Below are 14,392 nucleotides of genomic sequence, written 5' to 3'. Positions count from 1 at the left end.
ACAAGGGGATCTAGGTTTGGCGGTAGGGCAAGGCTGTTTTCGCTTCTTCGGCATACGCGAGGATGCCGGCGCGTTCCTGATGCAGGAAATCCTTCACCGCCGCGTTCAGACCTGGGTGCCGCAGGTAATGCCACGAATGGGTGATCACCGGTTCAAACCCGCGAATCAACTTGTGCTCGCCCTGAGCGCCAGCATCGAAACGCTGATAACCCTGCGCGATCGCATAATCCATGCCCTGGTAAAAACACGTCTCAAAGTGCAGCCGATCAAACTCCGCCAGACAGCCCCAATAGCGTCCGTAGAAACTGTCGCCCCCCACCAGACTGAAGGCCATCGCCACCGGCCGTGAGCCTTGTTTGGCCAGTACCACGCGGATCGCCTCGGGCATACGCTCGGCTAGCAGACTGAAAAACTCCCGCGTCAGATACGGCGTCTGGCGCCGCACCGCATAGGTGTTGGCGTAACAGGCATAGACAAAATCCCACTGCGCCTCGTCCAGCTCGCGCCCCTCCCGCCATTCAAATTCAAAACCCTGCCCCGCCACTTGCTCGCGCTCCTTGCGCATCTGTTTGCGCTTGCGCGAACTGAGTACGTCGAGGAAATCCTGAAAGTCGCGATACCCGCGATTCTGCCAGTGATACTGACAGCCAATGCGTTGCAGCCAACCCGGTTGTTCGGCCATCGCCGCGTCGGTAAACGGGTCAGTGAAATTGATGTGCGCGCTGGAAAGCCCTTCGATTTCCAGGTAACCGGGCAGGCTCTTGAGCAGCTCGAAACCGTCTTCGACATTGGCCGCCAACAAGCGCGGGCCGCTCACCGGGCTGAATGGCACAGCCGTCAAAAGCTTGGGGTAGTAATCGATGCCGGCGCGGGCGCAGGCGTCGGCCCAGCCGTGATCGAACACGTACTCGCCGTAGGAATGCCACTTGCGATAACTGGGCAGTGCGGCGATCAGTCGATCATCTTCAATATGCAGCAAATGCTCAGGTTGCCAGCCGGTATGAGGGCCAACGCTGCCACTGTCTTCCAGTGCACTGAGAAAAGCGTGGCGCAGAAATGGCTGGCTTTCAGGCACCAGCGCATCCCAGGTTGCCGGAGCGATTTGCGACAGGTTTTGCAGGCATTGCAACGGCATCGACAGCTCTCCACAACAGGACTTCAGCGCCCGGCGAGTATCGCCGATTGCGCGCCATTGCACACCCGCAATCGGCCGACAGCGCTCTAGATCAATAGTTCAGGCCAAATCGATATCGTCATCAACCTGCCATCACTGTGCCACTGGTCTGTCATAAACCATCGCGATACTGGCGCCTGTTTTTAGAGCGCCGGGTTCTACCCGGACACTGTTTTCCGACGTTCGAATCGTCGGTTGTGCCCCGGATGGTTGTGCCATCCCCTCTCATCTTCGGAGATTGCTATGCGTCTTGCTTCCACGAAAACTGCGGCGGCCCTGTGCGGTGGCTTGTTGCTGGCCATGAGTGTTCCGGCCAGTGCTGCAGTCGACGCCAAACTGCTCGACATGCTCAAGGCTAACGGTTCCATTTCCCAGGCGCAGTACATCGAACTGCAAACTGAACTGGCCAAGGATCAGAAGGCTCAGCAAATCGCGCAGCAGGCGCAGCAAGAGACCAACGAACAAGTCGCTGCTGTTGCGAAGAAAACCAACGAACAAAGCGTCTTCGACCAGAAACTGGCCTGGGCGGCCAAGACCCAGTTCAAGGGCGATGTGCGTATCCGCCAGGAAACCATCAAGATCGACGGCGAGCCGAACAACGGTGGCCGCGACAAGGACCGTCAGCGCATTCGTGCCCGTCTGGGTGCCTACACCGAGATCAACCCGCAAGTCGACACCGGTATCCGTATCGCCACCGGCGGCGGCGATGATGCCCGTTCGACCAACCAGGACCAGGACAACTACTTCGACAAGAAGCAGATCTGGCTGGATCTGGGCTACATCGACTACCACCCTGACCAGATCAAGAACCTGCACATCATCGGCGGCAAGATGCTCCAGCCGTGGGTCAGCATGGGCGACGTGATCTGGGATAGCGACATCAACCCGGAAGGTCTGGCCGTTACCTACAAATACCCGTTGGGCAGCAGCGCCGAACTGTTCGGCAGCCTGGGTAACTACAACCTTAAGGACAACGTTGACGGCGATGGCGTGCAATTCCGTCACGACCTGCGTCTGACCGCCGGCCAGTTGGGTAGCCGCTTCAACATCACCGACAACTTGAAAGTGACTCTGGGCGGTAGTGTCTACGCCTACCAGAACGACGAAGACAGCCGCTGCACCGGCACGTCCACACCGTGCGCCCTGGCAGTCAATGGCAACTCGGCCAACAACGAATTCCGTCTGTATGAAGGGTTCAGCCAGGTCGACATCGGCGGTCTGCCAATGCCACTGTCGTTCTACGGTCAGTACGTGAAGAACAACGACGCCGTGACCGATCAGGACACTGCGTGGCTGTTGGGTGCCAAGTCGAAAGTCTTCGGCCTGAACCTCGATTACAACTACCGCGACGTGCAGCGCAACGCTGTGGTCGGCGCCTTTACCGACTCCGACTTCGCCAACGGCACCACTGGTTCGCGCGGTCACAAGTTCAAGGTCGGTTACGACATCGACAAGAACTTCGCCATCGGTGCCACGTACTTCCTGACCAAGGCTGACTTCGCCAGCCGTACCCAGCGTGACGCTGACGCCAACACCTTGCAGCTGGACGCGGAAGCCAAGTTCTAAAACGCTTCACCCTATAGCCCTGTGCGGGCGGGACGATCCCCATCATCCGTTCGTTTCACCCGCACTGGGTTATTTCTGCAGGATGCAAAAACCCCATGTAGGAGCTGCCGAAGGCTCGGGCCGCGATCGGACGATCTTTTGATCTTGAAAACAAGATCAAAAGATCGCAGCCTCGTTTCACTCGACAGCTCCTACAGGGGGTTATCTTTTCGTCGTTGCTCGGCCAGGCGTTCGGCCAGTTCTTCGACGCCTTCCAGCGGTGGTTCCGGCATCGCCTTCAAGGTCGCTTGCATCAAACGCATCTGGCGAATGAAACGCCGACAGTTCGGGCAGAACATCAGATGATGACGCACCATCAGCTTTTCGCGAAAGCTCAATTGGCCATCGAGATAATCGCTGGAGCGCGCCACTTGTTCCTTACAGGTCAGCATTCTCCGGTCTCCTCAAAATGCTCCACGGTCGCGAAGACTTTCAGCCGCGCACGATGCAGCAGCACACGGACATTGGAGAGCGAGATCTCCAGAAGATTACAGATCTCCTCCAGCTCCAGCCCCTGGCGTTCGCGCAACAACAAAACGCTGCTTTGCAGTTCCGACAGGTTCAGCAGGGTGTGCTCCAGACAGTCACGCAATTCACCTTCGGTCAGCAAGGCTTCCGGGGTGTCCTGATGCCAGGCGAACGGGGCAACCAGCCAATGGCCGTCACCGGGAGAAAAGCGGTCATCGTCGATCGTGCCATGGGGTGACGGCAGATCATCCATCAACACTTCCCGGCGATTTTGTTTATAACGGCTTTTGGCCGAGTTGGCCGTGATGGTCAGCAGCCAGGTCTTGAGACTGGAGCGACCTTCGAAACTGGCGATGTGGCGCACCACCGATAGCCAGGCATCCTGCACCACTTCTTCGACATGACGCTGGCCGACAATCGCATACGCCACGGCGCGCATAGCGCTCTGATACGTCGTCACCAGTTCCTTGAAAGCCTTTTGCTCACCCGCCAGCAGGCGCGCAAGCAGTTGGGTGTCGTCAGCCGCCATCCAAAAATCTCCTTGTGCCGATTCCGAAAATGATAGCGGCAGGTCTTCACCTGCCGCCATTTCCGAAAAATTACAGCGTTTGAGCCGATTCGGATGTAGGAAAGGTCGGCGCGATTAGGAGGAAATTAAACCGATTTTCAACGCTTGCGCAGAATCACGCTACCGATCGAATAGCCTGCACCGAACGAACTCAACACCGCCAGCGAACCGGCAGCCAGATCATCCTGATACTTGTGGAAAGCAATCACCGAACCCGCCGAGCTGGTGTTGGCGTAGGTGTCGAGAATCACCGGGGCTTCTTCTTCAGTGGCTTCGCGACCCAGCAACTTGCGCACGATCAGGTGGTTCATGCTCAAGTTGGCCTGGTGCAGCCAGAAGCGCTTCACGTCGCCGACGTTAAGCTGGTTCTCTTGCAGATGTTCGCCGATCAGCTCGGCAACCATCGGGCAGACATCCTTGAACACCTTGCGGCCTTCCTGCACGAACAGTTTGTCGCGGGCACCAATGCCCTCTTCCGCCGCGCGGTTGAGGAAACCGAAATTGTTGCGGATGTTGTTGGAGAACTTGGTCAGCAGCTTGGTGCTGACCACGTCGAACTGGTGTTTGGACGTCGCGGTCTCAGCGCGCTCGATGATCACTGCAGTCGCGGCATCGCCGAAGATGAAGTGGCTGTCGCGGTCACGGAAGTTCAGGTGACCGGTGCAGACTTCCGGGTTGACCATCAGGATCGCCCGGGCCTGGCCCAGCTGCACGCTGTTGGCAGCAGCCTGGATGCCGAAAGTCGCCGAGGAACAGGCCACGTTCATGTCGAAACCGAAACCCTGAATGCCCAGAGCTTCCTGGACTTCGATGGCGATGGCCGGGTAGGCGCGCTGCAGGTTGGAACAGGCAACGATGACGCCGTCGATGTCGGCAGCAGTTTTGCCGGCACGTTGCAGGGCCTGTTCGGCAGCGCCGATGGCCATCTGGCAAAGCACCGACCATTCGTCGTTGGAACGCTCCGGCAGACGCGGGGCCATGCGTTGCGGATCGAGGATGCCGTCCTTGTCCATGACAAAGCGGCTCTTGATGCCTGAAGCTTTTTCGATGAACGCGGCGCTGGATTCAGTCAGGGCCTGGACCTCGCCGCTGGCAATGGCCTCGGCGTTGTCGGCGTTGAACTGGGCGACGTAGGTATTGAAAGACTGCACCAGCTCTTCATTGGAGATGCTGTTGGCCGGGGTGTACAGGCCGGTGCCGCTGATGACGACGTTATGCATGGTCGTTTCTCTAATCTGTTCAGGCAGAAAGTGCTGGAACCGTCGTACCAACACACAAAGGGTCTATTCCCATCCGGGGGACGCAAACCTGGCATCGCTTTATTCCGTCGCGCGAACCGGCCGAAGGCTCTGGGTCGCGAAACCGGCGTTTATGGTCGCGAAGTTTGCCATAAACGCGGGGTTTTGGCGCCTTTCTCAAGATCAACACGGATGATCGTTCCCACGCTCCTGCGTGGGAATGCAGCCCGTGACGCTCCGCGTCACTGGACGCGGAGCGTCCCCAGAGGCATTCCCACGCAGAGCGTGGGAACGATCAGCGTTACGGTTCGACCTGGCTCCACTGCTTGTTCAGGCGTTTGTCGGAAATCGGCGTTTTCGTGCCCAACTGCTGGGCGAACAGCGACACCCGGTATTCCTCCAGCCACCAGCGATACAGCTCAAGCTGCGGATCGCGTTTGCCTTCCTGGGCATGTTTCGCCGCACGAGTCTGGTATTGCCCCCAGAGGCCGGCGAGTTCGCCGCTCCAGACCCGATCCTTCTGCACCTGCGCGCCGAGCTTTTCGAAACGCTGCTCGACCGCTTTCAGGTAACGCGGCAACTCCTTAAGCCACTGCATCGGCGTTTCGCGGACAAACCCCGGATACACCAGATTGTTGATTTGCTGCTTGATGTCATTGAGCGCCACGGCCTGGGCCAGATCGATCTTGCCCTTGAAGCGCTTTTGCAGGCCGTGCCACAGCTTGAGAATCTCCAGGGTCAACCGGGCCACGCGCTCGGCGTGCTCGGTCCAGTTGCCGCGTTTGCGCTCGGCCAGTGCCGCCAAACCGGCGCCGTCGCGGGGCAACGGGTCTTCGCCTTCGAGAATGCAGCTGTCGAGGCTCGCCAGCAGAATGTCTTCGACCAGCGCATCAACCCGGCCCAACTCGCGATAGAGCAAGCCCAGCTCAGTCTGCCCCGGCAACTTGCCACGCAGGAACTTGGCCGGTTCCGCAAGTTGCTGCATCAACAACCGCTGCAAGGCGCGACGATGCTGGAATTCGGCTTCGGCCGGGGTCGAGAAGCGCCCCTCCTTGACCGTGCCGCCCTCTTCAACCAGCGCCGGATATACCGTCATCGACAGCCCGGCGATCTTCTGTTGAGTCTTTTCTGCTACCGGGGCGAAGACCTTGGCCTCCACCGGTTGCTGACTTTTCGCACTCTGCGGCACCGCCAGCGCGGCCTGACTGGCTTCGGCAAACCGTGCGGTCAGCTCGGCCAGATCGCGACCTTCGCCGAGGAATTTGCCTTGGCCGTCGACAATTTCCAGGTTCATCCGCAGATGCCCCTCGACGCCTTGCTCGGCTTCGGCCCACGCCTCGTCGCTGACCCGCGCGCCGGTCATGCGCAACAACTCGCGGCCCAGCGCCTGCGGCAACGAACCTTCGGCAAAGGTCATGCGTTGCAAGGCAGCCTTGATGAAGTCCGGCACCGGCACGAAGTTCTTGCGCAAAGCTTTCGGCAGGTTGCGCACGAGGGCGATGCACTTGGCTTCGATCATCCCCGGCACCAGCCACTCCAGGCGTTCCGGCGGCAACATCGGCAACAGCGGCGCCGGTACGCGCAGGGTCACGCCGTCGCGCGGATGATTGGGTTCGAAGTGGTAGGTCAGTGCCAACTCCAGATCGCCGATGTGCAACGTGTCCGGGTAATCCCGCGCGGTGACTTCACTGGCTTCGCGGGCCAGCACGTCTTCTTCGCGCATGATCAACAACTGCGGATTCTTCTGGCTGTTGATGCGGTACCAACTGTCGAAGGTCGCGGTCTGGTGAATCTCCGCCGGCAACCGCGCGTCGTAGAACGCGTACAGGGTTTCTTCATCCGCGAGAATGTCGCGACGACGGGCTTTTGCTTCCAGTTCGTCGAGCTGTTCAAGCAACTGTTGGTTGGCGGTCAGGCACTTGGCTTTCGATTGAATCTCGCCACGCACCAGACCTTCACGGATAAACAATTCGCGAGAAACCACCGGATCCACCGGGCCGTAATGCACCGGCCGGCGGCCGACCACGATCAGCCCGAACAGAGTGATCTGCTCGTAGGCCACGACCTGGCCGCGCTTCTTTTCCCAATGCGGTTCGAAGTGGTTTTTCTTGATCAGGTGCCCGGCCAACGGCTCGATCCAGTCGGCGTCGATCTTGGCGACCATGCGTGCATAAAGCTTGGTGGTTTCCACCAGCTCAGCGGTCATCAGCCATTGCGGTCGCTTCTTGCCGATGCCCGACGACGGGTGAATCCAGAAACGTCGCTGACGCGCGCCGAGGTAATCCCCATCCTCGGTTTTCTGACCGATCTGGCTGAGCAAGCCGACCAGCACCGCTTTGTGCAGTTTCGGGTAATCCGCCGGCTCTTTGTTGAGGCTCAGCTGCATGTCGCGGCAGATCAGGCTCAACTGCCGATGCGAGTCGCGCCACTCGCGCAGACGCAGATAGTTGAGGAAGTTTTTGCGGCACCAGTTGCGCAGCGGGCTCGCGGTCAATGCTTGGCGCTGCTCTTCGAAACCGCGCCACAGATTCACCAGTCCGGCGAAGTCAGAATCAACGTCTTTCCATTGCGTGTGGGCTTGATCAGCGGCTTGCTGACGCTCCGGCGGACGCTCGCGCGGGTCTTGAATCGACATCGCACTGGCGACGATCAGCACTTCCTGCAAACTGCCGAGCTTGGCCGCTTCAAGCAGCATGCGGCCCATGCGCGGGTCGACCGGCAGGCGCGCAAGTTGACGACCGAGCGGGGTCAACTGACTGTTGCGATCCACCGCCGAGAGTTCTTGCAGCAGATTGAAACCGTCGCTGATCGCCTTGCCATCCGGCGGCTCGATAAACGGGAACGCGGTGATCTCGCCGAGACGCAGATGCAGCATCTGCAGAATCACGGCAGCGAGGTTGGTGCGCAGAATCTCTGGATCGGTGAATTCCGGGCGCCCGTTAAAATCTTCTTCGCTGTACAGCCGAATACAAATGCCCGGCTCAACCCGCCCGCAGCGACCTTTACGCTGATTGGCGCTGGCCTGGGAAATCGCCTCGATCGGCAGACGCTGGACCTTGGCGCGATAGCTGTAGCGGCTGATGCGCGCGGTGCCGCTGTCGATCACGTAACGAATGCCCGGCACAGTCAACGAGGTCTCGGCGACGTTGGTCGCCAGCACCACGCGACGGCCCGGGTGCGACTGGAAAATCCGCTGCTGCTCGGCGGGCGACAAGCGCGCGTACAACGGCAGGATTTCAGTGTGTTTGATCTGCGCCTTGCGCAGCATGTCGGCAGCGTCGCGAATCTCGCGCTCGCCGGGCAGGAACACCAGCACGTCACCGGGGCTGCGACGCTCGCTGCGCTCGTAAGCGGCGATTTCATCAAGGGTCGCGAGAATCGCCTGATCCACCGTCAGGTCGTCTTCGACGCGGTTGCCCTCTTCGTCCTGCTCCAGGGTCAGCGGGCGATACCAGGTGTCCACCGGGAAGGTGCGGCCGGAGACTTCGACAATTGGCGCATCGTCGAAGTGCTTGGAGAAGCGCTCCAGATCGATGGTCGCCGAGGTGATGATGACTTTCAGGTCCGGGCGACGCGGCAGCAGGGTTTTCAGGTAGCCGAGCAGGAAGTCGATGTTGAGGCTGCGTTCGTGGGCTTCGTCGACGATGATCGTGTCGTAGCGTTCGAGGTAGCGATCGTTCTGGGTTTCCGCCAGCAGAATACCGTCGGTCATCAGCTTGATCAGGGTGTTGGAATCGCTTTGATCCTCGAAACGCACCTGATAGCCGACCAGCGCACCGAGCGGCGTAGCGAGTTCTTCGGCGACCCGGCTGGCGACGCTGCGCGCAGCGATTCGACGCGGTTGGGTGTGGCCGATCAGACCGTGCTGACCGCGACCGATTTCCAGACAGATTTTTGGCAACTGGGTGGTTTTACCCGAGCCGGTTTCGCCGGCGATGATCAGCACCTGGTGTTTTTCCAGCGCCTTTTTGATCTCGTCGCGCTTGGCCGCAATCGGCAAACTGTCGTCGTAACGAATCACCGGCAGGCTAGCGCGGCGGGCCAGCACCTGATCACAGGACGCCTGCATGCGCGTCACCCACTGGGCCAGTTTGGCCTCGTCGGGTTTCTTGCGCAGCTCAAGCAACTGCCGCCGCAGCCGGTGACGGTCGGCGAGCATGGCGTGATCGAGGTTCTTCAGCAGTTTGTCGATGGAGGGCGATTCGTCGGTCATCGGGTAGGCAATTCGGTCGTCTATTTATGCAGGGGGCGGATTGTCGCAGATTTGGCGGATTTGTGGCGTGTCAGGGGGATTGCAGCCCTCACCCTAGCCCTCTCCCAAAGGGAGAGGGGACCGATTGGGGGATATTCCAGAGGCCCATCGACCTGAAAGAAATTTACCGAATCCATAATCGCCAAGGCCTTTCAGGTAGGCGTTCGACTTGAGGCACCTCGGCAGGCCCCCTCTCGCTCTGGGAGAGGGCTGGGGTGAGGGTGTTTTTTTAAAAGAGCTACTCGTTGTCGAGGCCTTTGCGCCGATACGGGAAAACATCAATGACCTTCCCCGCCCGAATCGCCTCCTGCAAGCTCTTCCAGTAATCCGCGTTATACAGCTCGCCATGCAACTGATCGAACAACTTGCGCTGCCCCGAATCGGCAAACAGAAACGGCGGAAACTCCTCAGGAAAGACATCCAGCGGCCCGATCGAATACCACGGCTCCGACGCCATTTCATCCTCCGGTGTGCGCGGTTGCGGGATGTGGCGGAAGTTGGCTTCGGTCAGGAAGCAGATTTCGTCGTAGTCGTAGAACACCACGCGCCCGTGGCGAGTGACGCCGAAGTTCTTCAGCAACATGTCACCGGGAAAGATGTTCGCCGCCGCCAGTTGCTTGATCGCCAGGCCGTAATCCTCCAGCGCCTCACGCACCTGCGCATCGTTGGCGTTTTCCAGATAGAGGTTGAGCGGGGTCATCCGCCGCTCGGTCCAGCAGTGACGGATCAACACCGTGTCGCCCTCGACCGACACCGTCGACGGCGCCACCTCCAGCAGCTCCTCCAGGCACGCCGGATCAAACTTGCTCAACGGAAAACGGAAATCGGCGAACTCCTGGGTATCGGCCATGCGCCCTACCCGGTCGACGCTTTTCACCAGTCGATACTTCTCGATCACCGTGGCGCGGTCGACGTTTTTCGACGGCGAAAAACGGTCTTTGATGATCTTGAACACGGTGTTGAAGCCCGGCAGCGTAAACACGCTCATGACCATGCCGCGCACGCCCGGCGCCATGATGAACTGATCATCGGTGTTGGCCAGGTGATTGATCAGCGCGCGGTAAAACTCGGACTTGCCGTGCTTGTAGAAGCCGATTGAGGTGTACAACTCGGCAATGTGCTTGCCCGGCAGAATGCGTCGCAGGAAGCCGATGAACTCCGCCGGCACCGGTACATCGACCATGAAATACGAACGGGTGAACGAGAAGATGATCGATACATCAGCTTCGTCGGTGATCAACGCGTCGATCTGAATCCCGCGCCCTTCCCGGTGCAGCAGCGGAATCACCAGCGGCCACTGTTCGTCGCGGGTGTAGATGCGTCCGACCAGATACGCGCCCTTGTTACGGTACAGCACCGAGGAAAACAGCTCGACGCTGAGTTCCGGGTCCTTGCACACCCAGTCCGGCAGGTTCTCGCGCAGTTGCGCTTCGAGGCGGCGTAGGTCACCCGGCAGATCGGCGTAATCCTCGCTGAAACGGTAATCGGCAAAAATACTCGCGAGCATCCCCGACAACTGCCCCTGCGGTTTGTAGGTGCGGGTTTGCGCGGCGCGGGCTCGGCGCAGGCTCGGGCGGGTGGTGTGAATGAACATGCAGCCGTCGCTGATCAGGTCGTGGCTGAACAGCCCGCAGAAAATCGAGTTGTACCAGGTCTCGGACAACTCATCATCGAAGCGCAGGTCGATGACGCTGATGTAGGCACTTTTCACCAGCGGCCAGCAGCTGACGTTCATCAGCGTTTCATCATCGAAGTATTCGCGCAGGCGAGCGATGGTTTCGCCGACCTTTTCTTCGTAGAGATTGATCCGTGCCGTCGACGCCGTTTGCGTCTCCTGCCAGCGCGCCTGCTCGAAACGCTCCCGGGCGCCGTCGGTGATTCGCCGGAAATGCTCGCGGTAATCGTCAAAGCCATCGAGGATCATGCGGGCGATATCGGTGGCGGGCCATTGCTGCGGCATAGATAAGACCTCTGCGTGCATGGGAAATCTGTGCTGAGCTTAGCCACGCAAGCGTGTGCGCGTGAAGTGCAATTTCGGCCAATTCTGCGTCGGGGTTGTACAACGGCACAGTTTTCAGCAAAGTTTTTTTAATCGACCGTTCGGTCAGTTAATCGCCTGAGCGGTTCTTCTTGTCGCCCCGCGCCAGCCCGCGAATTCGCTGGGTTTCGGCTCCAATACTGACCAGACGCGTCTAGCTCGTTGCTTTGCTGCGCATGCGTTTACCGACAGCGACGCTTCCAGATTGGTCTTACCAAAATAGTGGCGCTTTGATATACAGCCCGCCATTACCCCCTTCATAACAAGATCCTCGCTGACGAGGACGACCTCCCCCCCCTCAAAGATCAAGGAGCACACTGATGTCTATCCGGAATCTGCGCATAGGTTTGCGCGCCAGTTTGAGCTTTGCCGTTTTGGCCGGTCTGCTGGTGGTGGTCGGCCTGTTCGGGCTGGGCCAGATGAAAACCCTGCGCGAGAGTGCAGCAGTGATTGAAGAATCATGGATGCCAAGCATCGAGAACATCCATGTCGCGGCGGCGAACATCGCCAGCATTCGCCTCGAATCGTTGCGCCTGATCACCAGCACCCAACCTGCCGTGCGCGACAGAAGCAAAGGCATCATCAAAGCGCAGCGCGAAGAATTGCTCAAACGCCTCGCCGATCACAAAACCCTGCTCTCCAGCGAAGAAGAACGAGTGATGCTCGACGGCTTGAATGCCAACACGGCCAAGTACATGAACATCCTCGAACAGATCATCGGCCAGATCGACGCCGGGCAAAGTGAACAGGCCTACACGCGGCTTAACAATGAACTGGCGCCACAGGGAACGCTGCTCGACAAGGCCCTGGAGCAGATGATCTCGTTCAATCAGCAAGGCGCCAATACCGCCGCCGCTGCCGCCGCAACGATATATCTACGGGCATTGTGGATCGTCGCGACCATCATCGTGGTTGCCCTGATTGCCACGCTGCTATTGGCCTGGCAGTTGACGCGTAGTATTACCACCCCGATCAATCAGGCGCTGAATGTCGCAAGGCGCATTGCTGCCGGTAATCTCAGCGGACAGATCGTCAGCACTGGTAAAGATGAGGCTGCAGATCTGCTCGACGCCTTGGCCGAGATGCAGGGCAATCTGCGCTCGACTATTCGCGGCATCAGCGAATCGGCACAGCAACTGGCTTCCGCGGCCGAGGAAATGAGTTCGGTGATGGAGCAAAGCACTCGCGGCCTGCAACAGCAGAACAATCAGATCGAACAAGCCGCCACCGCAGTCACGGAGATGAGCACCGCGGTGGACGAAGTCGCGGCCAACGCGGTGTCCAGCGCCGAGGCGTCCGCCGCGTCGAACGAGGACAGCAAGCACGGCCATGTGCAGGTCAGCGAAACCATCAGTTCGATTCAGGAACTGGTCGATGCGGTACTCGGTGCTTCCGAACAAGCCGAAGGCCTGGCCACGCAGGCACAGGACATCAGCAAAGTGCTGGAAGTGATTCGCGGGATTGCCGGACAGACCAACCTGCTGGCGCTCAATGCGGCGATCGAAGCGGCCCGCGCCGGTGAAGCCGGGCGCGGCTTTGCGGTGGTCGCCGATGAAGTGCGTTCGCTGGCACAACGCACGCAGAACTCCACTGAGGAAATCGAGCTGATGATCAGCAGCATCCAGCAAGGCACAGGCGCTACCGTGGGCGCATTGCAAAGCAGCGCCGAGCAGGCGGGTCAGACGCTGCGCCGGGCCAACAGCGCAGGTCAGGCGCTGGAGAAAATCACCGCGTCGATCTCGCAGATCAACCAGCGCAATCTGGTGATCGCCAGTGCAGCCGAGCAACAGGCCTTGGTCGCTCGCGAAGTCGATCAGAATCTGGTGACCATCCGCGACCTCTCGACCCAGACCGCCGCTGGCGCCACCCAGACCTCGGCCGCAAGCCAGGAGCTGTCGCGTCTGGCCGTCGACTTGAACGGCCTGGTTACACGCTTTGTGATCTGAACGAACAGTTGCATGCCCGATTAGCGGTTGCCTTCGGCAGGGCGCTCGGCAACACTCTCGTCCCGATCAAGGAAGGAGACCCGCCGTGAGCCCTGTCGATATTTTCCGTATGTTGTCGCTGGCGGCCATCTGGGGCGCGAGTTTTCTGTTCATGCGCATTATTGCACCGGTGGTCGGCACGATCCCGACCGGATTCTTTCGCGTGTCGATTGCGGCCGTCGGCCTGCTGGTGATCCTTGGGCTGATGCGCGTGCGCTGGGACTTCAAAGGCAAACTGAAAACCGTGATGCTGCTGGGCGTGATCAACTCGGGGATTCCGGCGACGCTGTATTCGGTCGCGGCCCAGGTGTTACCGGCCGGTTATTCGGCGATCTTCAACGCCACCACGCCGCTCATGGGCGTGCTGATTGGCGGGTTGTTCTTCAGTGAAAAACTCACCGCAGCCAAACTAGGCGGGGTGTTCCTCGGCTTGTTCGGCGTTGGCGTGCTGACCCGCGCCGGTCCCGTGGCGTTCGATCTGCAATTGTTGATGGGCGCCCTCGCCTGTTTGCTGGCGACCACTTGTTATGGTTTTGCCGGTTTCCTCGCGCGACGCTGGCTGGATCAGGCCGGTGGTCTGGACAGTCGCCTGTCGGCGCTGGGCAGCATGCTCGGTGCGACGTTGTTTCTGTTGCCGTTGTTTGGATATAGCGTGATCACCGCACCGCCGGCCAGTTGGGGCGGCTGGAATGTCTGGCTGTCGCTGTTGGGCCTGGGTCTTGGCTGCACGGCGTTTGCCTACATCATCTACTTCCGCCTGCTCAGTTCGATCGGGCCGGTGAAGTCGATGACCGTGACCTTCATGATTCCGCCATTCGGCGTGCTGTGGGGGGCGTTGCTGCTGGATGAGCCGTTGTCGATGGCGCATATCTACGGCGGGGTGTTGATTGCGTTGGCGTTGTGGCTGGTGTTGAAGCCGGCGGTGGTGAAACCGGCTGAGGCGCCGGCCCGATAAATTTGTGCGGTGCCGAAAAGGCCATCGCGAGCAGGCTCACTCCTACAATTGGAATGCGTTCCTCTGTAGGAGTGAGCCTGCTTGCGATCGGCGGCCTAAAAGCCGCCAC

General features: G+C 59.7%; 9 protein-coding genes. 3 read left to right on the top strand and 6 right to left on the bottom strand.

Annotation, left to right across the window (positions count from 1 at the left end):
* Positions 1-10: 10 nt before the first annotated feature.
* On the bottom strand, positions 11-1,135 hold the full coding sequence (locus LOY43_RS07300) for a GNAT family N-acetyltransferase (RefSeq protein WP_220558288.1): 1,125 nt from the start codon (positions 1,133-1,135) through the stop codon (positions 11-13).
* Between the two features lie 282 nt (positions 1,136-1,417).
* Here LOY43_RS07300 and LOY43_RS07295 point away from each other — a divergent pair, with 282 nt between their 5' ends.
* Positions 1,418-2,740, top strand: coding sequence for a putative porin (locus tag LOY43_RS07295; RefSeq protein ID WP_007914428.1), 1,323 nt, complete (start codon positions 1,418-1,420; stop codon positions 2,738-2,740).
* A 191-nt stretch (positions 2,741-2,931) separates the two neighbouring features.
* On the opposite strand, the gene LOY43_RS07290 is transcribed toward LOY43_RS07295, so the two are convergent.
* The 5 genes from LOY43_RS07290 to aceK all read right to left on the bottom strand — a co-directional run bounded on the left by LOY43_RS07290 (position 2,932) and on the right by aceK (position 11,265).
* A complete protein-coding gene (locus LOY43_RS07290) occupies positions 2,932-3,171 on the bottom strand; it encodes an anti-sigma factor (RefSeq protein WP_095049277.1) in 240 nt (79 codons plus the stop codon).
* Entirely contained in the window at positions 3,165-3,776 is a 612-nt protein-coding gene (locus LOY43_RS07285) for an RNA polymerase sigma factor (RefSeq protein WP_093438125.1), read from the bottom strand. Before LOY43_RS07285 ends, LOY43_RS07290 begins: the two co-directional genes overlap by 7 nt.
* A gap of 137 nt (positions 3,777-3,913) precedes the next feature.
* Positions 3,914-5,035, bottom strand: coding sequence for a beta-ketoacyl-ACP synthase III (locus tag LOY43_RS07280; RefSeq protein WP_095049275.1), 1,122 nt, complete (start codon positions 5,033-5,035; stop codon positions 3,914-3,916).
* 319 nt (positions 5,036-5,354) lie between these two features.
* Positions 5,355-9,266 (bottom strand): ATP-dependent RNA helicase HrpA, encoded by a 3,912-nt coding sequence (gene hrpA, locus LOY43_RS07275; RefSeq protein WP_258709406.1) that lies wholly within the window; start codon positions 9,264-9,266, stop codon positions 5,355-5,357.
* Positions 9,267-9,543: 277 nt separating this feature from the next.
* Positions 9,544-11,265 carry a bifunctional isocitrate dehydrogenase kinase/phosphatase gene (gene aceK, locus LOY43_RS07270; protein WP_258709405.1) on the bottom strand — a complete coding sequence of 574 codons (1,722 nt, stop codon included), beginning with the start codon at positions 11,263-11,265 and terminating at the stop codon, positions 9,544-9,546.
* 398 nt (positions 11,266-11,663) lie between these two features.
* Between aceK and LOY43_RS07265 the strand changes: the two genes are divergently transcribed.
* Both LOY43_RS07265 and LOY43_RS07260 read left to right on the top strand, forming a co-directional pair.
* A complete protein-coding gene (locus LOY43_RS07265) occupies positions 11,664-13,289 on the top strand; it encodes a methyl-accepting chemotaxis protein (RefSeq protein ID WP_258709404.1) in 1,626 nt (541 codons plus the stop codon).
* A gap of 85 nt (positions 13,290-13,374) precedes the next feature.
* Entirely contained in the window at positions 13,375-14,283 is a 909-nt protein-coding gene (locus tag LOY43_RS07260) for a DMT family transporter (protein WP_095049271.1), read from the top strand.
* Positions 14,284-14,392 lie beyond the last annotated feature (109 nt).

This window comes from Pseudomonas sp. B21-041, from assembly GCF_024748675.1.
Classification (GTDB): Bacteria; Pseudomonadota; Gammaproteobacteria; order Pseudomonadales; family Pseudomonadaceae; genus Aquipseudomonas; species Aquipseudomonas neuropathica.
This window is presented reverse-complemented; position numbering and strand designations above follow the sequence as displayed.

What these genes read in the sequence shown, in the direction of transcription:
- LOY43_RS07285 (WP_093438125.1), bottom strand. Translation starts at nt 3,776, where the DNA reads ATGGCGGCTGACGACACCCAACTGCTTGCGCGCCTGCTGGCGGGTGAG.
- LOY43_RS07280 (WP_095049275.1), bottom strand. Translation starts at nt 5,035, where the DNA reads ATGCATAACGTCGTCATCAGCGGCACCGGCCTGTACACCCCGGCCAAC.
- LOY43_RS07300 (WP_220558288.1), bottom strand. Translation starts at nt 1,135, where the DNA reads ATGCCGTTGCAATGCCTGCAAAACCTGTCGCAAATCGCTCCGGCAACC.
- LOY43_RS07265 (WP_258709404.1), top strand. Translation starts at nt 11,664, where the DNA reads ATGTCTATCCGGAATCTGCGCATAGGTTTGCGCGCCAGTTTGAGCTTT.
- LOY43_RS07295 (WP_007914428.1), top strand. Translation starts at nt 1,418, where the DNA reads ATGCGTCTTGCTTCCACGAAAACTGCGGCGGCCCTGTGCGGTGGCTTG.
- hrpA (WP_258709406.1), bottom strand. Translation starts at nt 9,266, where the DNA reads ATGACCGACGAATCGCCCTCCATCGACAAACTGCTGAAGAACCTCGAT.
- LOY43_RS07290 (WP_095049277.1), bottom strand. Translation starts at nt 3,171, where the DNA reads ATGCTGACCTGTAAGGAACAAGTGGCGCGCTCCAGCGATTATCTCGAT.
- aceK (WP_258709405.1), bottom strand. Translation starts at nt 11,265, where the DNA reads ATGCCGCAGCAATGGCCCGCCACCGATATCGCCCGCATGATCCTCGAT.